The 25,998-nt window shown below is 61.6% G+C and carries 24 protein-coding genes and 3 tRNA genes; 3 read left to right on the top strand and 24 right to left on the bottom strand.

The window, feature by feature from the left end; all coding sequences use genetic code 11:
- Positions 1–56: 56 nt before the first annotated feature.
- From nuoI to ACBR42_RS02495, 18 genes are all read right to left on the bottom strand, one after another.
- Positions 57–545 (bottom strand): NADH-quinone oxidoreductase subunit NuoI, encoded by a 489-nt coding sequence (nuoI, locus tag ACBR42_RS02410; protein ID WP_102323322.1) that lies wholly within the window; start codon positions 543–545, stop codon positions 57–59.
- Entirely contained in the window at positions 545–1,567 is a 1,023-nt protein-coding gene (nuoH, locus tag ACBR42_RS02415) for an NADH-quinone oxidoreductase subunit NuoH (RefSeq protein ID WP_371207204.1), read from the bottom strand. The genes nuoI and nuoH overlap by 1 nt, the downstream gene beginning before the upstream one ends.
- Before the next feature lie 4 nt (positions 1,568–1,571).
- Positions 1,572–3,638, bottom strand: coding sequence for an NADH-quinone oxidoreductase subunit NuoG (gene nuoG / locus ACBR42_RS02420; protein WP_371207205.1), 2,067 nt, complete (start codon positions 3,636–3,638; stop codon positions 1,572–1,574).
- Positions 3,639–3,643: 5 nt separating this feature from the next.
- On the bottom strand, positions 3,644–4,969 hold the full coding sequence (gene nuoF, locus ACBR42_RS02425) for an NADH-quinone oxidoreductase subunit NuoF (RefSeq protein ID WP_371207206.1): 1,326 nt from the start codon (positions 4,967–4,969) through the stop codon (positions 3,644–3,646).
- A gap of 4 nt (positions 4,970–4,973) precedes the next feature.
- Complete coding sequence (locus ACBR42_RS02430; RefSeq protein WP_371207207.1) at positions 4,974–5,624, bottom strand: NAD(P)H-dependent oxidoreductase subunit E; 651 nt, start codon at positions 5,622–5,624, stop codon at positions 4,974–4,976.
- Between the two features lie 5 nt (positions 5,625–5,629).
- Complete coding sequence (locus ACBR42_RS02435; protein ID WP_102323318.1) at positions 5,630–6,886, bottom strand: NADH-quinone oxidoreductase subunit D; 1,257 nt, start codon at positions 6,884–6,886, stop codon at positions 5,630–5,632.
- 7 nt (positions 6,887–6,893) lie between these two features.
- The gene (locus ACBR42_RS02440; protein WP_102323317.1) at positions 6,894–7,565 is read right to left on the bottom strand and encodes an NADH-quinone oxidoreductase subunit C; all 672 of its coding nucleotides are present in this window, start codon (positions 7,563–7,565) and stop codon (positions 6,894–6,896) included.
- Positions 7,558–8,136: an NADH-quinone oxidoreductase subunit B family protein gene (locus ACBR42_RS02445; protein ID WP_102323316.1), complete on the bottom strand. Its 579-nt coding sequence runs from the start codon at positions 8,134–8,136 to the stop codon at positions 7,558–7,560. The genes ACBR42_RS02440 and ACBR42_RS02445 overlap by 8 nt, the downstream gene beginning before the upstream one ends.
- Before the next feature lie 23 nt (positions 8,137–8,159).
- Positions 8,160–8,525 (bottom strand): NADH-quinone oxidoreductase subunit A, encoded by a 366-nt coding sequence (locus tag ACBR42_RS02450; protein ID WP_102323315.1) that lies wholly within the window; start codon positions 8,523–8,525, stop codon positions 8,160–8,162.
- A 289-nt stretch (positions 8,526–8,814) separates the two neighbouring features.
- Positions 8,815–8,891, bottom strand: a tRNA-Asp gene (locus tag ACBR42_RS02455).
- Positions 8,892–8,932: 41 nt separating this feature from the next.
- Positions 8,933–9,007: transfer RNA gene (locus ACBR42_RS02460), tRNA-Val, on the bottom strand.
- 84 nt (positions 9,008–9,091) lie between these two features.
- Complete coding sequence (locus ACBR42_RS02465; protein ID WP_102323314.1) at positions 9,092–9,379, bottom strand: HU family DNA-binding protein; 288 nt, start codon at positions 9,377–9,379, stop codon at positions 9,092–9,094.
- Between the two features lie 179 nt (positions 9,380–9,558).
- On the bottom strand, positions 9,559–12,045 hold the full coding sequence (gene lon / locus ACBR42_RS02470) for an endopeptidase La (protein WP_102324160.1): 2,487 nt from the start codon (positions 12,043–12,045) through the stop codon (positions 9,559–9,561).
- Between the two features lie 171 nt (positions 12,046–12,216).
- Positions 12,217–13,476, bottom strand: a complete 1,260-nt coding sequence (clpX, locus tag ACBR42_RS02475) for an ATP-dependent Clp protease ATP-binding subunit ClpX (protein WP_102323313.1) — start codon at positions 13,474–13,476, stop codon at positions 12,217–12,219.
- 134 nt (positions 13,477–13,610) lie between these two features.
- Entirely contained in the window at positions 13,611–14,246 is a 636-nt protein-coding gene (locus ACBR42_RS02480) for an ATP-dependent Clp protease proteolytic subunit (protein WP_102324159.1), read from the bottom strand.
- 265 nt (positions 14,247–14,511) lie between these two features.
- The gene (tig, locus tag ACBR42_RS02485; RefSeq protein ID WP_102324158.1) at positions 14,512–15,849 is read right to left on the bottom strand and encodes a trigger factor; all 1,338 of its coding nucleotides are present in this window, start codon (positions 15,847–15,849) and stop codon (positions 14,512–14,514) included.
- A 95-nt stretch (positions 15,850–15,944) separates the two neighbouring features.
- Positions 15,945–16,029, bottom strand: a tRNA-Leu gene (locus tag ACBR42_RS02490).
- An 81-nt stretch (positions 16,030–16,110) separates the two neighbouring features.
- Positions 16,111–17,562, bottom strand: coding sequence for an NAD(P)H-hydrate dehydratase (locus ACBR42_RS02495; RefSeq protein WP_371207208.1), 1,452 nt, complete (start codon positions 17,560–17,562; stop codon positions 16,111–16,113).
- Positions 17,563–17,699: 137 nt separating this feature from the next.
- On the opposite strand from ACBR42_RS02495, the gene ACBR42_RS02500 reads away from it, so the two are divergent.
- The 3 genes from ACBR42_RS02500 to ACBR42_RS02510 all read left to right on the top strand — a co-directional run bounded on the left by ACBR42_RS02500 (position 17,700) and on the right by ACBR42_RS02510 (position 21,264).
- On the top strand, positions 17,700–18,152 hold the full coding sequence (locus tag ACBR42_RS02500) for a CopD family protein (RefSeq protein WP_102323312.1): 453 nt from the start codon (positions 17,700–17,702) through the stop codon (positions 18,150–18,152).
- A 212-nt stretch (positions 18,153–18,364) separates the two neighbouring features.
- A complete protein-coding gene (locus tag ACBR42_RS02505) occupies positions 18,365–19,960 on the top strand; it encodes a DEAD/DEAH box helicase (RefSeq protein WP_371207209.1) in 1,596 nt (531 codons plus the stop codon).
- 29 nt (positions 19,961–19,989) lie between these two features.
- Entirely contained in the window at positions 19,990–21,264 is a 1,275-nt protein-coding gene (locus ACBR42_RS02510) for a class I SAM-dependent RNA methyltransferase (RefSeq protein WP_371207210.1), read from the top strand.
- 128 nt (positions 21,265–21,392) lie between these two features.
- Here the strand turns inward: ACBR42_RS02510 and ACBR42_RS02515 are convergent, their stop codons facing one another.
- The 6 genes from ACBR42_RS02515 to sufC are packed head-to-tail and all read right to left on the bottom strand — an operon-like array spanning position 21,393 to position 25,990.
- The gene (locus tag ACBR42_RS02515) at positions 21,393–21,770 is read right to left on the bottom strand and encodes an iron-sulfur cluster assembly accessory protein (RefSeq protein ID WP_102323309.1); all 378 of its coding nucleotides are present in this window, start codon (positions 21,768–21,770) and stop codon (positions 21,393–21,395) included.
- Between the two features lie 21 nt (positions 21,771–21,791).
- Entirely contained in the window at positions 21,792–22,253 is a 462-nt protein-coding gene (locus ACBR42_RS02520; RefSeq protein ID WP_102323308.1) for an SUF system Fe-S cluster assembly protein, read from the bottom strand.
- Positions 22,254–22,260: 7 nt separating this feature from the next.
- Positions 22,261–22,689 carry a Fe-S cluster assembly sulfur transfer protein SufU gene (gene sufU / locus ACBR42_RS02525; protein WP_102323307.1) on the bottom strand — a complete coding sequence of 143 codons (429 nt, stop codon included), beginning with the start codon at positions 22,687–22,689 and terminating at the stop codon, positions 22,261–22,263.
- Between the two features lie 6 nt (positions 22,690–22,695).
- The gene (locus ACBR42_RS02530) at positions 22,696–23,946 is read right to left on the bottom strand and encodes an aminotransferase class V-fold PLP-dependent enzyme (protein WP_371207315.1); all 1,251 of its coding nucleotides are present in this window, start codon (positions 23,944–23,946) and stop codon (positions 22,696–22,698) included.
- Positions 23,946–25,220, bottom strand: a complete 1,275-nt coding sequence (sufD, locus tag ACBR42_RS02535; protein WP_371207211.1) for a Fe-S cluster assembly protein SufD — start codon at positions 25,218–25,220, stop codon at positions 23,946–23,948. Before sufD ends, ACBR42_RS02530 begins: the two co-directional genes overlap by 1 nt.
- Complete coding sequence (gene sufC, locus ACBR42_RS02540; RefSeq protein ID WP_102323305.1) at positions 25,217–25,990, bottom strand: Fe-S cluster assembly ATPase SufC; 774 nt, start codon at positions 25,988–25,990, stop codon at positions 25,217–25,219. The genes sufD and sufC overlap by 4 nt, the downstream gene beginning before the upstream one ends.
- Positions 25,991–25,998: the final 8 nt, after the last annotated feature.

Here is a 25,998-nt window from a genome sequence, read left to right on the forward strand (position 1 = left end):
ATGTTTCCTCCTGCTGGCATGGCGGCCACGGCCTGCGCGCGGTCCGCCGTGCGGTATCAGCGGTACGGGGCATCAAGCTCGAGCCTGCGGGCGAGAACGCTTTCCCAGCGGTCGCCATTGGCCAGAAGCTTGTCCTTGTTGTACATAAGTTCTTCGCGGGTTTCGGTCGCGAACTCATAATTCGGCCCTTCGACAATCGCATCGACCGGGCAGGCTTCCTCGCACAGGCCGCAATAGATGCACTTGGTCATATCAATGTCGTAGCGCGTGGTGCGGCGGGAGCCGTCATCGCGCGGTTCGGCCTCGATGGTGATGGCTTCCGCAGGGCATGTCGCCTCGCACAGCTTGCACGCAATGCAGCGTTCTTCCCCGTTGGGGTAGCGGCGCAATGCGTGTTCGCCACGAAAGCGTGGCGAAAGCACGCCCTTTTCATAAGGGTAGTTGATCGTGGCCTTCGGCTTGAAAAACGCCTTCAGCGTCACGCTCATGCCCGCCACCAGTTCGGACAGCAGCATGGAGCGGGCGGCCTTGCTTAATGTACCCATTAGCCTGCTCCTCCGGGCAGAAGGCCCGTTACCATCAGGAATCCCGCGCTCAGCACCATCCACGCCAGCGAGAATGGCAGGAACACCTTCCACCCCAGCCGCATGAGCTGGTCGTAGCGATAGCGGGGGAATGTCGCGCGCACCCAGATGAACACGAACAGGCAGAACAGGATCTTGGCGATCAGCCACAGCGGCCCCGGTATCCATGTAAAGGGCGCGATGCCCAGCGGCGGCAGCCAGCCACCAAGAAACAGGATGCTGACCATGCCGGACATGAGGAACATGTTCGCGTATTCGCCCAGAAAGAACAGGCCGAATGCCAAGGCTGAATATTCGACGAAGAAGCCCGCCACCAGTTCGCTCTCGCCTTCCGGCAGGTCAAAGGGCGCACGGTTGGTCTCGGCCAGCGCCGAGATGAAAAACACGATGAACATCGGGAACATCGGCAGGCAGAACCAGACATGGCGCTGCGCCAGCACGATGTCATTGAGGTTGAGGCTGCCCACCGCCAGCAGGACCGATACGATCACCAGCCCGATGGACACTTCATACGACACCATCTGCGCCGCAGAACGCAGCCCGCCAAGAAACGCGTATTTGGAATTGGACGCCCAGCCCGCGATCAGGATGCCGTAAACACCCAGCGAGGAAATCGCCAGCAGGTACAGGACACCCACATTGATGTTGGCGATGGCCAGCCCGTTCCCCGTGGGAATCACCGCCCACGCCACCATGGCCAGCGAGAAGGTCAGGAACGGCGCGAACAGGAACAGCATCCTGTTAGCACTAGACGGAATGACCGTCTCCTTCGTCAGCATCTTGATCGCATCGGCGAAAGCCTGCAGCACGCCGAACGGGCCGTTTACATTCGGCCCCTTGCGCAACTGCATCGCGGCCATGACCTTACGTTCGGCCAGGGTCAGATACGCCACGCCCAGCAGCAGCGGCACCAGCACCGCCAGGGATTCCAGCACGATCAGCAGGATCTGGCCGATGACGGTATGAAAGAAGAAATCAGCCATGTCCCTACTCCGCAGCCTCGATGGCGGGGTGCAGGTAAATCCCCGAACAGGTTTCCATGGTCGGGCTGGCGCGGCACACGGCGTGGGTCAGGTAATAATCGGATATGACCGGCCGAAGCGGCGCATCCGACACCGGAACCGTCCCCGCATCGGGTGCCGTGGTGTCCGATGTGCCATGGCGGCTCCATACCGCGTGCCCGAATACCGGGCTGGCCTGCACCATGCGCGCACGCAGGGCTTCCAGCGTATCGTAGGGCAGTTTGTGGCCCGCCACTTCGGAAAAGGCCCGCAGGATGCGCCAGTCTTCACGCGCATCACCCGGCGGCATGACCGCGCGGAACGCTTCCTGCACGCGCCCTTCGGTATTGGTGTAGGTGCCCGGCTTTTCCGCATAAAGCGTGCCCGGCAGGATCACATCCGCCCGCGCGGCACCCGCATCGCCATGATGCCCCTGATAGACGACGAAGGTTTCCGGCCCGATACGATCGGTCGGGAACTCGTCCGCGCCCAGCAGCCACAGCACGTCAACGCCGCCATCCAGCATGCCCGCCACATCGCGTCCCTGCGGGCCGGGCAGGAAACCAAGATCCAGCCCCGCGACCCGGCTTGCCGCCGTATGCAGGACATTGAACCCGTGCCAGTCCGGGCTGATCGCCCCGACCTTCGCCGCCAGATCCCAGCATGCACGCGCAATCGCCTGCCCGTCCGGGCGGGTCAGCGCACCATGGCCGACAATGATCATCGGTTTTTTTGCGCCCGCCAGCACATCGGCAAACGGATGCGTGCCGTCGGCAAGGGCCGCCAGCGCGTCCGGCCCCTGCCCCAGCACATCCACTGCGTATGTCGGATCGGCATTGGGCGCGCCGATCATGCCGATGGGAAAACCACCCCGGCCTGCCGCAAGGTAGCGTTTACGGATACGCGCATTCAGCACGGGCGCTTCCTGCCGGGGAATGGAGCCTACGATCAGCAGGGCATCCGCATCCTCGATCCCGGCGATACCTGTGTTGAAAGTATAGAAGTCCCGGCGTGAAGTATCGTATTTCGCCCCGTCCTGACGGCAGTCAATATTGGGCGAACCCAATGTTTCCATCAGATCCTTCAGCGCCATCATGCTTTCCGCATCGCACATGTCGCCCGCGATCGCGCCGATACGCTGGCCCGGCACATCCTTCAGCCGTGTGGCGATGGTGGCGAACGCATCCTGCCAGCTTGCGGGCTGGAGCCTGCCATCCACCCGCACCCAAGGCCGGTCCAGACGGCGGCGGCGGAACCCGTCCACAACAAAGCGCCCCTTGTCCGCCAGCCATTCCTCGTTCACTTCGTCATTGATGCGCGGCACGATGCGCAGCACGGCGGCCCCACGGGCCTGCATGACGATATTGGTGCCTACCGCGTCGCACACATCGATTGAATCCGTGCGCTTGAGTTCCCACGACCGCGCGGTAAATGCGTAAGGCTGCGAAGTCAGCGCACCGACGGGGCAGATATCGATCAGGTTACCCGACAGTTCGGATGTCAGGGCCTTTTCAACATAATTGGTGATTTCCAGATTTTCCCCGCGCGAAATGCCGCCCAGTTCCGGAACGCCCGCGATTTCGGTGGAAAAACGGATGCAGCGCGTACACTGGATGCACCGTGTCATGACCGTCTTGACCAGCGGGCCAAGATACTTGTCGGTCACCGCGCGCTTGTTTTCATGGTAACGGGTATGGTCCGCGCCATAACCGAATGCCTGATCCTGCAGGTCGCATTCGCCGCCCTGATCGCAGATCGGACAGTCAAGCGGGTGATTGATCAGCAGGAACTCCATCACCGCGCGGCGGGCGCGACGCACCACCTCCGTATCGGTGAAGATCTGCATGCCTTCGTTTATCGGAAACCCGCAGGAGGCGACCGGCTTGCGCCCGCCCGAGACCTCGACCATGCACATACGGCAGTTGCCCGCCACAGACAGGCGTTCGTGATAACAGAAACGCGGGATTTCCTTGCCCGCCGCCTCACACGCCTGAAGGGCGCTGGAACCTGCCGCGACCTCGACGGGGATACCGTCAACGGTTACTTTCACCATTGTTCCTACTCCGCCGCTTCATTCATGCCAGCCGGAACCTGTACGGTCCGGCTACCGCCATGCGCCGCCTTGTAGGCGTGGATACGTTCTTCCATCACCGGGCGGAAACGGCGGATCAGCCCCTGGATCGGCCATGCCGCCGCATCGCCCAGCGCGCAGATGGTATGTCCTTCCACCTGCCGGGTGACCTGCTCCAGCATGTCGATTTCCTCGATTTCCGCGCGACCCTGCACCATGCGGTCCATGATGCGCATCATCCAGCCCGTGCCCTCGCGGCACGGCGTGCACTGGCCACAGCTTTCATGCTTGAAGAATTTGGAGAACCGCGCGATGGCCGCGATGATATCGGTGGATTTATCCATCACGATCATGCAGCCGGTACCAAGGCCGGACCCCTCGGCGCGCAGGCTGTCGTAATCCATCAGCACGTTTTCACACACGTCACGCGGCAGCATGGGTACCGAACAGCCGCCAGGTATGACCGCCAGCAGGTTATCCCACCCGCCGCGCACGCCACCGCCATGCTTTTCGATGATGTCCTTCATCGGAACACCCAGCTCCTCCTCAAACACGCAGGGCGTGTTGACGTGGCCCGATATGGCCATGAGCTTGGTACCCGCGTTGTTGGGCCGCCCCAGCCCGGCGAACCATGCCGCGCCACGACGCAGGATCGTGGCTGAAACCGCGATGCTTTCGACATTGTTGACCGTAGTGGGGCAGCCATACAGCCCCATCGCCGCCGGGAAAGGCGGCTTCATGCGCGGCTGGCCTTTCTTGCCCTCAAGACTTTCCAGCAGGGCGGTTTCTTCCCCGCAGATATAGGCGCCCGCGCCGCGATGGATATAAAAGTCGAAATTCCAGCCCGACCCGCAGGCGTTCTTCCCGATCAGTCCGGCTTCATATGCCTCGTCAATGGCGTGCTGGAGATGGCGGGCCTCGTTATAGAATTCGCCACGGATATAGATGTAAGCCGTATGCGCACCCATGGCGAAAGAGGCGATCAGCGCGCTTTCCACCAGCTTGTGCGGGTCATGGCGCAGGATTTCGCGGTCCTTGCAGGTGCCGGGTTCCGACTCATCGCCATTGATGACCAGATAATGCGGTCGCCCGTCATTCTTTTTGGGCATGAACGACCATTTGACACCGGTAGGGAAACCCGCCCCGCCCCGGCCGCGCAGGCCGGACGCCTTCATTTCGTTAATGATGGCATCGCGCCCGCGCGCCAGTATCGCGCCCGTATTGTCCCAGTCGCCGCGGGCACGGGCACCTGCCAGCTTCCAGTCATTCTGGCCATACAGGTTGGTAAAGATGCGGTCCTTGTCCTGAAGCATGACCTTACTCCTGCCCCTGCGGCTTCTGCACCGCATCTTCGCGCAGGACCTTGCGTCCACCCGCCGGGGCGCAGGCCATGCGCGCGATGGTCGGGCCGGGCGTGGGCCGTTCGCCCCGGCGCAGGGCCTCGATCAGTTCAAGCGTGCGCGGGCCGTCCAGATCCTCGTAATAATCATCGTCAACCTGCAGGATCGGGGCGTTGGAGCATGCCCCCAGACATTCGACCTCGGTCAGGGTGAACAGGCCGTCCTTGCTGGTTTCGCCAAAACTGGTGATGCCCGTAGCCGCCTTGCACGCCGCCGTTACATCATCCGAACCACGCAGCCAGCATGACGTGGTGGTGCAGACCTGCAGGTGATACCGACCGATCGGGGCGGTGTTGAACATGAGGTAAAAGGTCGCGACCTCGTAAACCCGGATCGGCGCCATTTCCAGCCGTTCGGCCACCACATCCATGGCCACGCGGGGTATCCACGCGCTGCCGGTCGCGCGGCCCATCTGTTTCTGCACGATATACAGTAGCGGCAGCACCCCGCTTGCCTTGCGCTCGGGCGGATATTTGGCAAGGACCGTGGCGATCTGGCGCTCACTGTCCTCATCAAATGCGAAATGGGTCGGTTCCGCGCCCTGTGGCGCGTCGGATTGGACGGACATGTCGGTCACCTGTCAATCTCGCCAAAAACCAGATCCAGCGATCCGATAATGGCCACGGCATCAGCCAGCATGTGCCGCCGCGACATCTCGTCGATTGCCTGGAGATGGGAAAAACCCGTGGGCCGGATCTTGCAGCGATACGGCCGGTTGCTGCCATCGGCCACCAGATACACGCCGAATTCCCCCTTGGGGGTTTCGGTTACGGTGTAAGTAGCGCCCGGCGGCACGTGATAGCCTTCGGTAAACAGCTTGAAATGATGGATCAGCGCTTCCATGGACCGCTTCATCTCGCGCCGTGGCGGGGGCGTGATCTTGTGGTCCTGCACCTTGACCGGGCCGGGACGGATCTGTTCCAGACACTGCCTGATGATGCTGACGCTTTCGCGCATTTCCGCCACGCGGATCAGGTAGCGGTCGTAGCAGTCACCCTGCCTGCCGACCGGCACGTTGAATTCCACCTTGGCGTAATTGTCATAGGGCTGGCTGCGCCGCAGATCCCACGGCACGCCCGAAGCCCGCAGGCATGGGCCACTGAACCCCCAGGCCAACGCCTGTTCGGTCGTGAACACGCCAATGCCAACCGTGCGCTGTTTCCAGATTCGGTTGTTGGTCAGCAGCGATTCCAGATCGTCGATCCAGCGCGGGAAGGTCGTGGCCCAGTCCGCGATGCGCTCTTCCAGCCCGGCGGGCAGGTCACGCGAGACACCGCCGGGACGGACATAGTTGGCGTGGAAACGCGCGCCGGACGCTGCCTCATAAAACTCGAGCAGCTTTTCACGTTCCTCATACCCCCACAGCGCAGGCGTCAGTGCGCCACAGTCCAGCCCGAAGGAGGTCAGGTTGAGGATATGATTCAGGATGCGCGTGATCTCGGCAAACATGACGCGTATCCAGCGCGCGCGGTCCGGGGCCTCGATCCCCAGCAGCTTTTCAACCGCCAGCGCGAAAGCCTGCTCCTCACACATGGGCGAGACGTAGTCGAGCCGGTCGAAATACGGCAGCGCCTTGGGATAGGTCTTGTATTCGATCAGCTTTTCCGTGCCGCGATGCAGCAGGCCGACATGCGGAATGGCACGGGCGACAACCTCGCCCTCCATTTCCAGCACAAGCCGCAGCACGCCATGCGCGGATGGATGCTGGGGACCGAAATTAAGCGCGTGGGAATCAATTTCCACCACATGCCGCCGCACTTCGCCGGTATCGTCCTCCGGCAGGAGTGAGTCGGGAACAGCGGCATCGCTACGAAGGGTTACGTCGCTCATCTGTCGCCTACCCCTGTCGTTTCATGTTCTGGCGGCTGGCATGCGCCTTTTCATCGCCCGGCAGGGTCAGGATTCCCTCCCATGGCGATTCAAAATCGAAATTGCGGAAGTCCTGCACCAGATCGACGGGTTCATAGACGACCTGACGCCGTTCGCTGTCGTACCGCATCTCCACATATCCGGTCAGCGGGAAGTCCTTGCGCAGCGGATGCCCTTCGAAGCCGTAATCGGTCAGGATACGCCGCAGGTCGGGCTGATCGGTAAACAGGATACCGAACAGGTCGTAGGCCTCGCGCTCCCACCATGTCGCGGCGGGCCATATCTGGTGCACTGACGGGACGGGAGCCGTCTCGTCAGTGGTCACGATCACGCGGATACGGTGGTTATGAGTAACGGACAGCAGGTTGTAGACTACATCGAACCGTTCGGGCCGGTCGGGAAAGTCCACGCCGCAAATGTCCATCACCTGCTGGCAGGCAAATTGCGGATCGTCACGCAGCATGAGCATGAGCGCCAGCAGCCGGTCGCGTGTGGTGCGTACCACCAGTTCGCCTTTTTCCAGACCGGCGGAAATGATGCCTGGAACCCGTGTGGACAGATGGAAGGTGATGGCCCCCAGCCCACCCGACACTGCGTACGGCACCACCGCCGATGGGGACGTGTTTGCTGGTTCAGCCACGGCGTATTGTCCCTGTCCTGCGAATTTTCTTCTGAAGCTGCATGATGCCGTAGATCAGCGCTTCCGCCGTGGGCGGGCAGCCGGGCACATACACATCAACCGGCACGATCCGGTCACAGCCCCGCACGACGGAGTAGGAATAGTGGTAATACCCGCCCCCGTTGGCGCATGACCCCATGGAGATGACCCAGCGCGGTTCGGCCATCTGGTCGTAAACCCGGCGCAGTGCGGGAGCCATCTTGTTGGTCAGAGTACCCGCTACGATCATCACATCCGACTGGCGGGGCGAACCGCGCGGGATGATGCCCATGCGATCCAGATCGTAGCGCGGCATGTAGGCGTGGATCATTTCCACCGCGCAGCAGGCCAGCCCGAAGGACATGGGCCACAGGCTGCCCGTCCGGCCCCAGTTCACCAGTTTGTCGAGATTCGCGACCACGAAGCCCTTTTCGGTAATCTCGCCCGTGATGCCCTTGATTACGGCGTCCTGCTCCGCCCCCGGCGGCAGCATTTCACGGTTCCAGGCGATGCTGTCCGCAGGCCGACCAGGCCCGGATGTATCGTTGCCCATTGGTGCGCCTCCGCTTGTCATGCTCAATCCCAGTCCAGCGCGCCCTTGCTCCATTCATAGATGAAGCCAACCACCAGAACGCCCAGAAAACCCATCATGGACAGGAAACCAAACCACCCGATCCGCGATAGACTCATTGCCCATGGGAAGAGGAATGCGACCTCAAGGTCGAAAATGATGAACAGGATCGCGACCAGATAGAACCGCACATCAAAGCGGTGGCGCGCATCATCAAAAGCCTCGAAACCGCATTCGTAAGCCGACGTTTTTTCGGCATAGGGTTTCTGGTGGCCAAACAGCAGCGAACTGCCCAGCATCGCGCCAGCGATGACCACCGCAATGCACCCGAATATCAGCACGGGCAAATAATCAGTGATAACGGGATGCATGTTCCGTGTTCCCAACCTGTTAAGAAGCCATCTGCGTGTCTTTATCGACTTATGTGTGGCTTCGGGGATGCTAGACCCAACGTGGTGCAGGGAACAGTTACTTAACCGTGTTCTTTCAGGAACATTACTGTGAGGATAGATACAGGACCAGATACGTCAATATTGCGTGAATATTTGTTTACGCACGGTTTATTGTTCTCATTTTCCCGTGTACCGCCTGATTGAAGGCACAAAAAAACGCCAGCGCTGAAGCGTCTGGCGTGTCTGCCGGGAAAACCGGATAACCATGTGGCGCGAGTGACGGGGCTCGAACCCGCGACCTCCGGCGTGACAGGCCGGCGCTCTAACCAACTGAGCTACACCCGCATGGTGTATGCCCCTGCCCCGCAATGCGGAACGAGGGAATATGGTGGGCGATGACGGGATCGAACCGCCGACCCTCTCGGTGTAAACGAGATGCTCTACCGCTAAGCTAATCGCCCGCGACCCTACTAAGCGATTGCAAAAAAAGGGGCAACCCAAAAAATGGATTGCCCCTTCTTTTTTTCCTGAAAAATCAGTCAGCCTTACTTGCTGACAGCTTCCTTCAGGTTCTTGCCCGGCTTGAAACGGACGGAAGTGGAAGCCGGAATGTCCAGCGGCTCACCCGTGCGGGGGTTACGCCCCTTGGCTGCCTTGCGGGTAGCCGTCACGAACGTGCCGAAACCGACCAGACGGACTTCCTGCTTGTTTGCCAGCGCCTTTTCGATCGCACCGAAAACCGCATCAACCACTTCGCTGGCTTTTGCCTTCGCCAGATCGGCTTCCTCGGCTACCGCAGCAACGAGTTCCTGCTTGTTAAGTGGCTTCTCCATTTTACGCCTTTCTTTGTACTGTGCGCCTACGCAATCATTCAAAAGTCGCGCCGCATTTCTGCACGCACTATGCCGCTGTTTTGTCTCACGTCAACCAACAGAATTGGAGGAATGACAGAGAAATCCGTCATTCTCCTTCTGCACGACAATTCTGCGCCGTAGCCTCTGCCCGATATTGACTAATGCGTCAACGCAGGCGCTGCCGTGCTTGCGGTATCAGCCGGTGTTACCGGTTCCGTCCACTCGATCGGCTCGGGCTTGTGCACCAGCGCCTGACCAATCACCTCATCCACATGGGAAACCGGCAGGATGGTCAGCGCGGTCTTCACGACATCGGGAATGTCGATCAGGTCCTTCTCGTTATCCTTGGGGATGAAGATGGTCGTCAGCCCCGCACGATGGGCCGCCAGCAGCTTTTCCTTAAGCCCGCCAATGGCCAGCACGCGGCCACGCAGGGTGATTTCACCCGTCATGCCCACTTCCCGGCGCACGGGAATGCCCGTCATCACGCTGACCAGCGATGTCGCCATGGCGATACCCGCCGACGGGCCATCCTTCGGCGTAGCCCCTTCGGGCACATGCACATGCAGGTCACGCTTTTCAAACAGGTCCGGGCTGATCCCGAACGTAACAGCGCGGCTGCGGACGTAGGAAAGGGCCGCAGCTACGCTTTCCTTCATCACATCGCCCAGCTTGCCGGTCAGCTTGATGTTGCCCTTGCCCGGCACCATCACACTTTCGATGGTCAGGATTTCTCCCCCCACCTCGGTCCAGGCCAGTCCGGTCACGACTCCGACCATGTCTTCCGACTCGGTCTCCCCGTGCAGGAACCGCTTCACCCCTGCGTATTTCTCAAGGTTTTCAGCCGTGATCGCCACGGTCTTCGCCTTGCCCGTCACGATTTCGGTCACTGCCTTGCGGGCCAGTGTCGCAATTTCGCGCTCAAGGTTACGCACGCCCGCTTCACGCGTGTAGCTGCGGATCAGTTCCCGCAGCGCATCATCAGAAACAGACCATTCGCCCGGCTTGAGATTGTTCGCCGCCGTCTGCTTGGACAGCAGGTGACGCTTCGCGATCTCGACCTTTTCGTCTTCCGTGTAACCGGACAGGCGGATGATCTCCATGCGGTCCAGCAGGGGCTGGGGCATGTTCAGGCTGTTGGCCGTGGTAATGAACATCACATCCGACAGGTCGTAATCGACCTCCAGATAGTGATCGCCAAAAGTGGCGTTCTGTTCGGGGTCCAGCACTTCGAGCAATGCGGAGGACGGATCACCACGCCAGTCAGCGCCCAGCTTGTCGATCTCGTCCAGCAGGAACAGCGGGTTGGAGGTCTTGGCCTTCTTCATGCCCTGAATGATCTTGCCGGGCATGGAGCCGATATAGGTACGACGGTGACCCCGGATTTCGGCTTCGTCACGCATGCCGCCCAGTGACATGCGGACATACTGCCGTCCCGTCGCCTTGGCGATGGACTTTGCCAGCGAGGTCTTGCCAACACCCGGCGGCCCCACGAGGCACAGGATCGGCCCCTTGAGCTTCTGCGCGCGACTCTGCACGGCCAGATACTCGATGATGCGTTCCTTGACCTTTTCCAGACCATAATGATCCGTATCAAGGACCTGCTGGGCTTCCGACAGGTCATGACGGACCTTGGAACGCTTCTTCCACGGGATGCCCAGAATCCAGTCGAGATAGTTGCGCACCACCGTCGATTCGGCGGACATCGGGCTCATGCTCCGCAGCTTCTTCAGCTCGGCCACCGCCTTTTCGCGCGCTTCCTTGCTCAGCTTTGTCTTGGCGATCTTTTCCTCAAGCTCGGCGGTCTCGTCCTTGCCGTCCTCACCTTCGCCCAGTTCCTTCTGGATCGCCTTGAGCTGCTCGTTCAGGTAGTACTCGCGCTGCGTCTTTTCCATCTGCCGCTTCACGCGGTTACGGATGCGCTTTTCCACCTGCAGCACGCCGATTTCGGCTTCGATATGCGCAAAAACCCGTTCCAGACGTGCGTTCACGTCCTGAATTTCAAGGATTTCCTGCTTTTCGGGAATCTTCAGGTTCAGATGGCTGGCAATGGTATCCGCCAGCTTGGACAGATCATCAATCTGGTTAAGGGAGACCAGCACCTCGGGCGCGATCTTCTTGTTCAGCTTGATATACTGCTCGAACTGACCAATCAGAGTACGGCCGATCGCTTCGGCTTCCTTGCCGTCGCTTTCCTGCTCCGGCACGTCCTCGATCTCGGCCTCGAAATGACCATCGATTTCATGCAGCGCCGTAATGTGGGCGCGGCGGCCACCTTCGACCAGCACCTTCACCGTGCCGTCAGGCAGCTTGAGCAACTGCAGGATGGTGGAGACCGTACCGTAACGATAGATGTCATCCGGCGTGGGATCATCCTGCGCGGCGTTCTTCTGCGCGACCAGCAGGATCTGCTTGTCGCTGCGCGTTACGGCTTCCAGCGCGCGGACGGATTTCTCACGCCCGACGAACAGCGGCACGATCATGTGCGGGAAAACGACAATATCACGCAGCGGCAGCACGGCCATCGTGTCGTGCCCGTTTTCGACTTCCTCGGGCTCGCGCGTTGCGGGTACCTGCGCTGCTGCCTTGTTTTCGATGGGGTCCGTCCCTTCGGGGACGGGATTCAGTCTGTCAGTTTCAGACATATTATGTTCGACCTCCTGATGGACGATCCCGGATGGACACCCGCCCTGGCGGCCTGCCCATCCGTTGCGCCGCATATGCGACAACCTTAAAGCTTCATGTTGTCACGACGCCGCACCACCACAACCCCGGTGGTGCCATTTCAGCGGAGAGACCAGGCCGCGCCGGGGGCCTCAGGCCGACTGTTCGGTCGGCTGGTTCTTGCCATACACGTAGACCGGCTGCGCCTTGCCTTCCGCCACTTCCTTGTTGACGACAACTTCCTCGACATTCTTCAGGCCGGGCAGGTCGAACATGGTCGACAGCAGGATGCTTTCCAGAATGGCGCGCAGGCCACGGGCGCCGGTGCGCCGGGCAATGGCGCGCTGGGCCACCTGACGCAGCGCGTCCTCGGTGAAGGTAAGCTGCACGTCTTCCATCTGGAACAGGCGGGCATACTGCTTGACCAGCGCGTTCTTGGGCTTGGTCAGGATCTCGATCAGGGCGGCTTCGTCCAGATCCTCCAGCGTCGCCACGACCGGCAGACGACCGATGAATTCGGGAATCAGACCGAATTTCAGCAGATCCTCCGGCTCGACATCGCGCAGCACGGCACCCATCCGGCGTTCGTCGGGGGACTGCACATCCGCCCCGAACCCGATGCCCGATCCCTTGCCGCGCGCGCTGATGATCTTGTCCAGACCAGCAAACGCGCCACCGCAGATGAACAGCATGTTGGTGGTATCGACCTGCAGGAATTCCTGCTGCGGATGCTTGCGCCCGCCCTGCGGCGGCACGGAGGCGACGGTGCCTTCCATGATCTTAAGCAGCGCCTGCTGTACGCCCTCACCGCTCACGTCACGCGTGATGGAGGGATTGTCCGACTTGCGGGAAATCTTGTCAATTTCGTCAATGTAGACGATGCCGCGCTGGGCTTTCTCCACATTGTAATCCGCGGCCTGCAGCAGCTTGAGGATGATGTTCTCCACATCCTCACCAACGTAACCGGCTTCGGTCAGGGTGGTGGCGTCAGCCATGGTGAACGGCACGTCAAGGATACGCGCAAGGGTCTGGGCCAGAAGCGTCTTGCCCGAACCGGTCGGCCCGATCAGCATGATGTTGGATTTTGCAATCTCGACATCGTTGTTCTTCTGGGCATGGGCCAGCCGCTTGTAGTGGTTATGCACCGCGACCGAGAGAACCTTTTTCGCATGACCCTGCCCGATGACGTAATCATCAAGGATCTTGCAGATTTCCCGCGGGGTGGGCACGCCATCGCGCGATTTGACCAGATGCGTCTTGTGCTCCTCACGGATGATGTCCATGCACAGCTCGACGCATTCATCGCAAATGAACACGGTGGGACCGGCGATCAGTTTGCGGACCTCGTGCTGCGACTTGCCGCAGAACGAGCAGTAAAGCGTATTTTTGGAATCGCCGGATTTGTTATTCATAACCGCTCCTATTCCCACAGAGGGGAACTTCTCCATACCTTGCAGCCGGACTGCAACATCCCGGCACGCCGCAGGTGACCCGAACCCTTGCGGGCGGGAAGCGCGCCTGCGTGCACGCTTCCCCTGATTGCCGGTTATTCCGCCGTTTTTGGGGCCGTGTTACGGCGGACGACTTCATCCACGATACCGAATGCCTGCGCTTCTTCCGCCGACATGTAGCTGTCGCGTTCCAGCTTCTGCTCGATTTCCTCAAGCGTACGGCCGGTATGCTCGTTGTAAATCTCGTTCAGGCGCTTGCGGATGGTCAGGATTTCCTGGGCCTGGATCTCGATGTCGCTGGCCTGTCCCTGCGCCCCGCCAGAAGGCTGGTGCACCATGACGCGGGCGTTGGGCAGGGCGAATCGCCGCCCCTTCTCGCCACCTGCCAGCAGCAGCGACCCCATGGACGCAGCCTGTCCGATACACACCGTGCTGACGGGGCAGCGGATGTACTGCATGGTGTCGTAAATCGCGAGCCCGGCCGACACAACGCCGCCGGGGCTGTTGATATAGAACGAGATTTCCTTGCCGGGGTTCACGCTTTCCAAATAAAGCAGCTGGGCGGACACCAGCGCCGACACCTGATCGTAGACCGGTCCGGTCAGAAAGATGATCCGTTCCTGCAGAAGGCGGGAATAGATGTCGAATGCCCGTTCCCCGCGGGAGGTCTGCTCCACCACCATCGGCACCAGAGCATTATTGAAGATCTCTACGGGATCCCGATCCCTCATAGCCATATTCCCGATCCTGAAAAGCAAGGAGTCGATCCGCGTTTCCTGCCCGCCGCATGGGCGCACGGACATTATGGATGCAGTCGGCTCCTTCCCGGTTGCTTATGACAAAATAGAGACAAACACGCCAGATACCACCCCATTCCTGTCTTTTTGCCGGAAACGGGTTCCACAATCTGCGCGCGATCACCTGCCTGCAAACACATACGGCGCACGGAAGTGACCTTCCGTGCGCCGTATGGGCCATCTATGACGCGGAAGCGGATCAGACGTCAGCTTCCGGCATTTCAGCCAGTTCTTCCGGCGTCACGACCTTGTCTTCGACCTTGGCCAGCTCGACGATGTAGTCGATGACCTTGTTTTCGAAGATCGGGCCACGCAGCCCATCAGCCGCCTGCGGGTTCTTGCTGAAGAACTCGAACACGGCCTGTTCCTGACCGGGGTAGCGCGAAGCTTCCGCACGGACGGCCTGCATCATCTCGTCCGGCGTGACGGTGATGTTGTTCACACGCCCGATTTCAGCCAGCAGCAGGCCCAGCTTCACGCGACGTTCGGCAATCTTGCGATAGTCGGCGCGCAGCGTGTCCTCGTCCTTGTCCTTGTCTTCCTCATCGAGACGGCCCGCCTTGCGGTCTTCCTCGATACGGGACCAGATCTGGTCGAACTCGGCATCGACCATGGCGGGGGGCGCCTGAAAATCGGTCTTTTCAGCCAGCTTGTCCAGCAGCTCGCGCTTCAGGCGCAGGCGGGAAAGCTGTTCGTATTCCTGACCGACCTGCTTGCTGATCAGGTCACGGACCTGTTCCAGACCTTCGAAGCCGAGCTTCTTGGCCAGATCATCGTCAATCTTCGCTTCGATCGGGCGCTTGAGTTCACGCACTTTGATGTCGAAGGTCGCTTCCTTGCCTGCAAGGTGCTCCGCGCCATAATCGGCGGGGAACGTCACGGTGATCACCTTTTCGTCACCGGCCTTCATGCCTTCGATCTGCTCGGCGAAACCGGGGATGAAACCCGCGCCGCCGATCTCGACATTCACGTCATCGGCGGAACCGCCATCGAACGCCACGCCGTCGATCTTGCCGACGAAGTCAACCGACACCACATCACCGCTGGCGGCGGGACGGTCTTCCTCGACCTTCTCGAACTCACGCTGGCGACCGGCGATTTCCTTCAGGGCCTTGTCCACGGTCTCGGCATTCACCTCGGACTTGAGGCGTTCCAGCGACAGGGTGGACAGGTCGGGAATGGTGATTTCGGGCAGAACCTCGAATTCGACCGTGAACTTCAGGTCGTCCGTGCTGCCGGGCGCATCGCCGGACACCACGTCAACCTTCGGCTGCATGGCGGGACGCAGGCCGCGCTCGTCCAGCAGGGTGCGGGTCGCTTCGCTTACGACCTGCTCCAGAACCTCGCCCTGAACAGATTCGCCAAAACGCTGCTGAAGGATGCTCATCGGCACCTTTCCGGGGCGGAAGCCCGGCAGCTTCATGGACTGTCCAACTTCTTTCAGGCGCGCGGTGCGCTTGCTCTCGATTCCCGCTGCCGGCACCGTAACGGTGAACCCGCGCTTCAGGCCTTCGGAAAGCGTTTCAGTAACCTGCATCTGCCAGGCCATCCTCTCGGTCAGAACGTGTCAAAGAACGCAAGAGGCCGCTCGGGCCACCACGTCTGTTCGCATAACGCGACTTGCCGGGATCTTGGTACGGGCGGAGGGACTTGAACCCCCACGACTTGCGTCACCAGAACCTAAATCTGGCGTGTCTGCCAATTCCACCACGCCCGCACTGTGCCCAGGCTGTAAGCGCGCGGCTTTAGCGCACCATCGGACATCGGGCAAGATCCCAAGGGAAAAGGAATGGCGTTTTCAGCCGAAAAGTTTTTCCGCCCGCGCCCGCGCAGCCCCTACATGGGCATCAAACGCCTCGGCCACGGGCCATTCACCCGCATGCAGGGCCGCGTCGCCATGTATCCATACGCCCGCGCATGCCGCTTCCCATCGTGGCATGCCCGCCGCAAGCAGGGCTGCGATGATTCCCGTCAGCGTATCGCCCGACCCGGCCGTGCCCAGCATCGGGGTGGCATGGGCGTTGATCGCAACGCGACCATCGGGTGCCGCGATAATGGTGTCAGGCCCCTTGAGCACCGTAACCGCCCCGGTCAGGTCCGCCGCCTGCCGGGCGGCCGCGATACGGTCTGCCCCCGGCCTGCCGAACACGCGGGTGAACTCACCGATATGCGGGGTTATGATCGCGGCGCCGCGCAGGCGATCGGGCTGCCCCGCCGCCATGGCGAAGGCTCCGGCATCGGCGATCACTTCCCGCCCGGCATCCGTCAGCACGGAAAAGGTCGTAGCCACCTCATCCACGGACAGGCCGGGACCACATACCCATACATGACGGCGCGAATCCTCCAGCAACTCCGCCAGCGGGCCGGAATCGACAATCAGCCCCGGCGGCGCGGTCATACGGTAGACGGGGGCGCTGTCCCCCACGGCCAGCCGCACCAGCCCCGCCCCGGCTGCCCGCGCACCAGCCGCCGACAGGCGGGCAGCCCCCGGCATGTCGCGCCCGCCGCAGATGCTCACAACGCCACGGCTGTATTTATAGCTGTCCACCGTACAGACGGGCGTGCGCCACAGGCCGGGTTCGTTGCGCCATGTCCGAATCGGCACGGAGTCCAGCGCCGTCTCCGGGATGGCGATATCGGCCAGCACGGTGCGACCGCACAGCGTGCGCCCCGGCAGCAGCAGATGCCCCGGCTTGAGGCGACAGAACGTAACCGTCATTTCCGCCTGTGGCGCATAGCCACGAACGGCCCCGGTGGCCCCATCCACCCCGGTCGGGGTGTCAATGGCGACGATACGCGGTGCCGCAGCCAGCACACGGGCCACATCCGGCTCCACATCGCGGCTCAGCCCGGCACCGAATATGGCATCAACCACCAGATCAAAGCGCGCGGCGTTTTCGGGCGTGAAGGCCACGACCGGCCCGCCCCATTGCGCGGCGGCGTGGGCGGCATCCCCGCCTGCATGCGGCGGGGCAAGGCATGCTACGGCCACCGGCCAGCCCTGTTCCGCCAGCCTGCGCGCAGCAACGTAACCATCCCCGCCATTATTGCCCGGCCCACACAGCACCAGTACCCGGCATGGCCGCACATGCTGGCGGATGGCGCGCGCGACGGCGCGGCCCGCATTTTCCATCAGCACCGCCACGGGCACGCTGCGCGCGGCGGCGACATCGACATGGCCCATTTCCGTCGGATCAGGCAGGAGCAGGCGGGCGCGAACCGCGGCCTGCTTACGTTCGTCTGTGGGCATTGCATCCCCCTTCCCAACAACTTTGACTGCGAAACCGCCCTTGCACATGTTACAGGAATGGGGAAACAAGCGCTGCGCATCGTGCCCGCGCATGATGCGCCGTTTTCGTTATTCCCCGACCCCGGCAAGGAGGCCCCGTGTCCCACTCCATAGTCTGGAGCCTTGTGCTCGCACTCCACATCACCGGCATGGCGGCATGGATCGGTGGCATGATCTATGCGGCCTTTGTGCTCAAACCCAGCCTTGGCCTGCTTGACGCCACCCAGCGCGCCTCCATCCATCTGCAGACGCTGAACCGCTTCTTCCGCATCGTCTGGCATACCATGCCTACGGTACTGATTACGGGGTGGCTCCTGATTTTTCATGATGGCGGGTTTGCAGTCGTCCCATGGCAGATCAACCTCATGCAGCTTCTGGGCCTGATCATGGCGGGCGTGTTCGCGCGCATCTATTTCGGTCCCTTCCAGAAGGCCCGTCGCGCCATTCGCCCGCAGCAGGGCATGTTCGATTCGATCCGCTCCCTTGTCATCCTCAATACCGGACTGGGCGTGCTGACCATCGTAGCCGCCTGCCTTGCCCATCCTTTCTGAAATTACGGGGGCGCCACCATCACGCCCCCTTGATTTCCGTTGCAAAGGTAGATAGGCACGGGGAATGTGGCGCGTGAGGGGCCTGTCCCCGCCGTGTTACACTCCCCTTCCCTGCATTGCTGCAGGTACATCAGGGACGGCAGCCTGATACAGCGCGACACGGTGGCAATCGGACGGGGCCATATTCATCTGCTGATACGTTCGAGAGTAATTTGAGCGCCAAAAAAACTTCCCCCGCCCCGACACGTTCCGCAAAGACGGCGGCAGCCACGGCCCCCGCCGCCAGCACCGACGGGGCTGATCCCATTGATACGCCAGCAGAAACAGCCGCCGCGGAGCAGGACCAGCCCCTGTTTTCCGAACTCGGCCTGTCCGAACCCATCCAGCGCGCCATTGATGAGATGGGATACCGTCATCCCACTCCCATTCAGGCACAGGCCATCCCCTATGTACTGATGGGGCGTGACGTGCTGGGCGTAGCCCAGACCGGCACGGGCAAGACCGCATCGTTCACGCTGCCGATGCTTGAAATCCTGTCCGGCTCCCGTGCCCGGGCGCGGATGCCGCGTTCGCTGATTCTGGAACCGACGCGTGAACTTGCCCTTCAGGTCGCAGAGAATTTTGTCAATTACGGCAAGCACCTCAAGCTGACCCACGCGCTGCTGATCGGTGGCGAAAGCATGGCCGAGCAGAAAGAAGTGCTCAACCGTGGCGTGGATGTGCTGATCGCGACGCCGGGTCGCCTGATTGACCTGTTCGAACGCGGCGGGCTGCTGCTGACCCAGACGAAGCTGCTGGTGATCGACGAAGCGGACCGCATGCTGGACATGGGGTTCATTCCCGATATCGAGAAGATCGTAAGCATGCTCTCGCCCATGCGGCAGACGCTGTTCTTCTCCGCCACGATGGCGCCGGAAATCCGCCGTCTGGCTGACATGTTCCTGAGCAACCCGAAGGAAATCACCGTCAGCCGTCCCTCTTCCGTCGCCACCACCATCGAAACCGGCCTTGCCATTGTCGATACCCAGGACAAGCGCCGCGCCCTGCGCAAGCTGCTGCGGGAAGCGGACATGCAGAACGCCATCGTGTTCTGCAACCGCAAGCGCGACGTGGATATCCTGTGCAAATCGCTGATCAAGCACGGCTTTTCGGCAGGTGCCCTGCATGGCGACCTGCCGCAGTCGGTCCGCTTTTCCACCCTTGAATCCTTCAAGAACGGCGAGCTGAAGATACTGGTCTGTTCGGATATCGCGGCGCGCGGAATCGACATTGGCGGTCTGTCGCACGTGTTCAATTTCGACGTGCCCTTCCATGCCGAAGATTATGTGCACCGGATCGGCCGCACCGGGCGTGCGGGCCGCACCGGACACGCCTACAGTCTGGCCACCCCGGATGAAGAAGGTCTGGTACAGGCCATCGAGAAGCTGACGGGTAAGCCCATCCCCCGAATCGAGGTCAAAGGCGTGGATAATCTCGAATGGTCTGACGAACCGCGTCCCGCCAATGGACGGCGCAAGCCCCGTAACGAGGGCACGGGCCGTCGCAAGGCTGCAGCACCTGCCGCCCAGCAGCAGGCCCCGGCAGCCGCACCGGTTGCACCACCGGCAACCGAAGCGCCGGTTGCGCCGCGTGGCAGGGGCCGCAAGCCTGATGCCGCGGCCAATACGGCTTCGTCCGCGCCCAACCGACGCGATTCCGGCCTGCTGCCTGCCGCACCGGACATGGCGGTTACCGGATTCGGTGATGACATCCCGGCCTTCATGCAGCTTCCGCGCCGTGAGAAGCCCGTGATCCCGACTGACGAATAATCAGCCAGCGCGTTCAGGCAACAAGAGTAATGGAAAATTCAGGAGCCGAGGCCATCCGGGTGGTGGCGCTTGGCAATGATGGGGATGGCATAGCCCAGACCCCACAGGGGCGGGTATTCGTGCCCGGCACCATGCCGGGCGACGAAATCGTGCTGGCCAGCCAGACCGGTACGCAGGGTGTGCTGGAACAGGTCGTGACGCCGGGGCCCGACCGCGTAACGCCGGTATGTTCACTATTCGGGACCTGTGGTGGCTGCCGCCTTCAGCACATGGCGCTACCTGCCATGATGGCATGGAAAGCGGCACGTGTAACCGAAGCACTGAAACGTGCCGGTTTCACCACCCTTCCCGCCCCCGCTACCCGACAGGTCAGCCCCCATGGCAGGCGGCGCGTCGATCTGGCGTTCCGCCGGATGGACAGACAGATCGTGCTGGGCCTGCACCGCCGCCGGGGCGATGTGGTGGACATGACGGAATGCGCCCTGCTGGACCCGACGATTTTCGCGCTGCTCGACCCGCTGCGTCAGATGCTCCATTCCCTGCCTGCGGTGCATGCGGGTGGGGATATCCAGATCAACCTGCTGGATAGCGGCCCTGACCTGCTGATTGCCATGGATGGCACGCCGGACGCCAATGACCGCCGTATTCTGGCGCAGTTCAGCAAGACACATGGCATACCGCGTATTTCCCTGCGCACCCAGCCGCCGGAAACGCTCGCCCTTACCGGCCCGGTCTTTCATCATTTTGATACGGCGCGTGTCGTGCCGCCGCCGGGTGCGTTCCTGCAACCCTCCCGCGAGGGAGAGGACGCCATCAAGGCTGCCGTTCTGGCCGGGCTGCCCCGCAAGGGCCTGAAAGCCGGGATTATCGAGCTTTACGCTGGCTGCGGCACGCTGTCCTTTGCGCTGGCGCAGCACGCCAAGGTTCTGGCCTATGAAGGCGATCGGGCGGCATTTGCCTGCCTGAAACAGGCCAGTGGCGGCACGCGGGTGCTGCCTGCCCTGCGTGATCTCAACCGTCAGCCTGTCATGGCCACCGAACTGGGCCGTGCTGGAGCTGTGGTGCTGGACCCCCCGCATGCGGGGGCCGGTGCACAGATGGCGCAGATCGTGGCAGGGAAACCGCGCCACATCATCTATGTCAGTTGCAATCCCGCTGCCCTGCAACGCGACCTGACGCCGTTGCAGCAGATGGGCTACCGGCTGGAAAGCCTGACGGTCATCGACCAGTTCCTGTGGTCAGCGGAAGTCGAATCCGTATGCGTACTGACCCTGTCTGGCACGACAAGAGCGAACCGCCGTTAGATCAGGCTGGGCAAGGCCGGGGAAATGTTTCTCCCCGACCGATCCCCACAATGTTTCTGAACCAGCATTCAGTCCATCATCCACATGCGCGTGCGGATTGCCTGTGGCTGCCCCTATAAGGGCGCGCCTCAGACGTGGAAGCTCTCGCCGCAGCCGCAGCGGCCCTTTTCGTTGGGGTTGCTGAAGGTGAAACCGGATTCGAGCTGCCTGACCTCATAATCCATCACCGAGCCGATCAGGAACAGCGTCGCCTTGCGGTCGACCAGCAGGGTAACGCCCTTGTCCACAACCACCTCATCACCGGGACCGGCCTGTTCCACAAAGGTCATGTCGTAGGCATGGCCAGAACAGCCCTTGGTGGAAACCGCGATGCGCAGCAGATGTCCGGCATGGTTGGTCTGGTACAGTTTTTCCAGCCGCTGTGCCGCCCGCTCGGTCAGGGACATAAGCGGCGGTAGCGCACGGCGGCGGGGGGCAGTGGTCGTGGTGGTGCTTTGTTCGGTCATGGCACGTTCCCCTTGCTGGGTTCAGAACATGTTCAGGGCAAGGCGGGCATCTTCGCTCATACGCGACATGTCCCACGGCGGTTCCCATACGATTTCAACTGTTGCGCTGGTGACCGTATCGATCTTCTCCACGGCTTCCTTCACCTGCAGGGGCAGTTCCTGCGCGCTGGGGCAGTTCGGGGCCGTAAGGGTCATTTCAACCTTGACCGAACCATCATCATGCAGGTCGATGGCGTAGATCAGGCCCAGTTCATATATGTTGACCGGGATTTCCGGGTCATACACCGTAGCAATCGCCGCAATGACGCTATCTTCATCGGGCGAACCGCCAGTAGCGGGGGTGACCGCCTGTTCCCCATCGGGCGTCCAGGCCGAGACGGGGTCGGTCTTTTCCAGCGATGCGTCATCATTGGCCTCAAGGGAGAAATGCCCGGCTCCCTCAGCCATGCCGATGGCGGGCTCTACCTGATTTTTCTCGTCCATGAGACCTTCACCTGTCTTTATCGTCATTGAGCATATCAATCAGGGCCGACCACGGCAGCATCGCACAACGGATGCGCGAACGATGCCGGTGCAGCGGTGCAAAAACCGAAAGCTCACCCAGTCCATCCGGGGCCTCGCCCGTTTCGACCGCCGTGGCCAGCGCGGCGTGAATCCGTTTTACCTGTGCCGTGTCCTGCCCCATGACCCGTTCGGCCATAAGGTCAGCGGATGCGGCACAGATGGCGCATCCCCGTGTTTCATGCCGCACCTGCCCGATACGGCCATGGGTATCGACCTGCGCATGCAGGTTCACGCGATCCCCACAAAGCGGGTTCACCCCCTGCGCATGCAGGCTGGCGATATCCAGTTTACCGGCATGGCGGGGCGTTTTGGCCCGTTCCAGCACAACGGTGCGATACAGATCGTCCTGCGCCATCACACGTCAGACAAAAAAGCCGCGTATCTGTTCCAGCGTCGCGGCCAGCATGTCGATTTCCTCGGGCGTGGTGTAAATGCCGAAACTGGCCCGCGCCGTAGCCGACAGGCCCAGCCTGCGCATGAGGGGTTCGGCACAATGATGACCCGCCCGCACGGCGATCCCGTTCCGGTCCAGCAGGGTGGCGATATCATGCGGATGAACGTCCGCCATGGTAAATGAAATCACACCCCCGCGCTGCGGCGCGGTCCCGACCACCTTCAGGCCGCTGATCTGCCCCAGCACCTTCAGCGCATGGGCCGTCAGCGCATCTTCATGCGCACCGATCCGGTCGAACCCGATGGATTCGATATAGGAAAGGGCGGCGCCCAGTCCAATGGTCTCGATAATGGCGGGTGTCCCGGCCTCGAACTTGTGCGGCACGTGTGCCCATGTCGAACGCTCGAACGAGACGCTGGCAATCATGTCGCCACCACCAAGGAAGGGGGGCATTTCCTCCAGTATCTCGCGCCGTGCCCACAGCACGCCAATCCCTGTCGGACCATACAGCTTGTGCCCGGTCACGACATAGAAATCGGCATCCAGTTCGCGCACGTTCACCCGGCGATGGACCGCAAGCTGGCTGCCATCGAACAGCACCTTCGCGCCTGCGGCATGCGCCATGTCCGAAATGGCGCGGGCGTCGGTAATCGTGCCCAGCACGTTGGACATATGGGTGATCGCAACCAGCGCCACCCGCCCATCGGACAGGTTGCGGCCAAGCGCATCCATATCCAGCGCACCATCATCCGTTACCGGGGTAACGCGCAGTTCGATGCCCATGCGCTCACGCAGCATCTGCCATGGCACGAGGTTGGCGTGATGCTCCATCTCGGACACCAGCACCACCTGCCCCGGCCGGAGCAGCGAACCATAGGAATGGGCCACCAGATTGATGGCCTCGGTGCTGTTGCGGGTGAAAACGATTTCTTCCCGCGCGCCAGCACCCAGAAACACCGCAACCTGATCGCGCACGGCTTCATACGCTTCAGTGGTCCGTTCGCTCATCCAGTACAGGCCACGATGGATATTGGCATACTGGGTGCGCATGGTGTCGGCCATGCTATCGATGACCTGCCGGGGTTTCTGCGCGGACGCGGCGCTGTCCAGAAATACAAGGTCCTTGCCATGCACTTTCTGTGACAGGATGGGAAAATCCGCCCGGACATGCCGCAGGCTGTTACCCGCATCGGTCTTACCGGTCACCATCTGGTCCATCATGCCGCTTCCCGCTTCCACCAAGCTTCCACTGCAAGGTTGAGACTGTCTTTCAGCCGCTGGTCATCAATCTGGTCCACCACATCGTGCAGGAAGGCGCGGATCAGGATGGAACGCGCAGCCTCGCCTGAAATGCCACGGCTGCGCAGGTAGAAAATCTGGTCGTCATCCAGCGCCCCCACGGTAGCGCCATGACTGCATTTTACATCGTCGGCATAGATTTCAAGCTCGGGCTTGGCGTCGATTTCAGCACCCTCCGACAGAAGCAGCGCCTGATTCATCTGGTAGCCATCGGTTTTCTGGGCGATCCGGTCCACCAGGATCTTGCCCTGAAACACACCGCGCGCCTGATCCGACAGGACATTCTTGACCGTCTGCCGGGATATGCACTCAGGGGCCGCATGGGTAATCACACTGCTCAGGTCGCCATGCTGGCGGCCCATCAGCAACTGTGCGCCATTGACATGCACGCTTCCCCCGGCCTGCGTCAGCGCCGCATGCACTTCATGCCGCGACAGGCTGCCCCCCAGCGTGAGGGTAAAACTGTCATATACGCCCGCCGCCGCAATGCGCGCATGACTGACGGCCAGATGCAACGCCTGCCGGTCTTCAGCCTGAATCCGCGCATGGGACAGATAGGCGTCATCCGCAACCACGATGTCATAAAGCGGATTGTGCAGGTAATATCCCTGCCCCACCGCCGCATCCAGCACCGCCAGCCTGCCGCCCTTTTCCACACGGATATGATGGCGCGGGTGGAAGGATACCGGCGCATCTTCCGCCGTCAGCCCGATGCTGGCCAGAAGCAGGCAGCCTGCATCAACCCCTTCGGGCACGACCAGCACCAGACCGTCGCGCGCCATGACGGTATTCAGCGCCGTCGTAACATCGCCTGCCGGGTCGATATCGTCCTGAACCGCGCCCGACTGAGCAAGCGTTGATACCTTCACACCCTTGGGCAGACGTGAGCGGGCTGCATCGAAATAGCCGTTTACGAACACAACCCGGTCAGCACCGGCACCGAGGCCGGAGATCGTCTCCACCTCCGCCAGCAGGGTATCAACCGTGGCGCCATCCACATCCCGCTGAGCGGTTGCGAAAGGCACATCCGCCAGCGCGCGCAGGCTGGTGTATTTCCATGCCTCCACACCCGCGCGGGGCAGCCCCGCATGGCGCAGGAAATCCGCTGCCGTGCGCTGCTTTACCCCGGCATCCACCGCACCCCGGTCAAGGAAGGCTGAGGCATTGACCCCGACCGGTGTGATGGCGTTCACGCTGCCTCCGCCAGGAAGCGCGCGTAGCCCTGCGCCTCAAGCTGCTTGGCCAGTTCCGGGCCACCGCTATGAATGATGCGGCCCCTGGCCATCACATGGATGCGGTCCGGGACGATATAGTCCAGCAGGCGCTGGTGATGGGTGATGACAAGGGCGGAAAAATCCGGTGCGCGCAGGGAATTCACGCCTTCGGCCACGATCCGCAGCGCGTCGATGTCCAGTCCGCTATCCGTTTCGTCCAGAATGGCGAAGGAAGGCTGGAGCATGCGCATCTGCAGCACTTCGTTGCGCTTCTTCTCACCGCCCGAAAAGCCGACATTCACATTGCGCTTGAGCATCTCGTCCGACATGGACAGATGCTTGGTTTCCTTGCGCACCGCCTTGAGGAAAGCCACCGCATCCAGTTCTTCCTGCCCGCGCGCGCGGCGGACCGCATTGACGGCAGTACGCAGGAAATTGGCGTTGTTCACACCCGGCAGTTCCACAGGGGACTGAAAGGCGAGGAACAGGCCAAGGGCTGCGCGCTCCTCCGGCTCAAGGGCCAGCAGGTCCTGCCCCTTGAACGTGGCGCCGCCGCCCGTGACTTCGTAGTCCTCACGGCCCGCCAGTACATAGGACAGGGTCGACTTGCCCGACCCGTTGGGGCCCATGATGGCATGGACCTCACCCGCCGGAATCTGCAGGTCGACACCGCGCAGGATTTCCTTATGGGTCCCACCGTCCGAAATGCGGGCGCACAGGCCATCAATGCTTACGAATTGCTTGCTCACGTCTTTCA

The sequence above is a fragment of the Komagataeibacter sp. SM21 genome, assembly GCF_041402665.1.
In the GTDB taxonomy this organism is placed as follows: domain Bacteria; phylum Pseudomonadota; class Alphaproteobacteria; order Acetobacterales; family Acetobacteraceae; genus Komagataeibacter; species Komagataeibacter saccharivorans.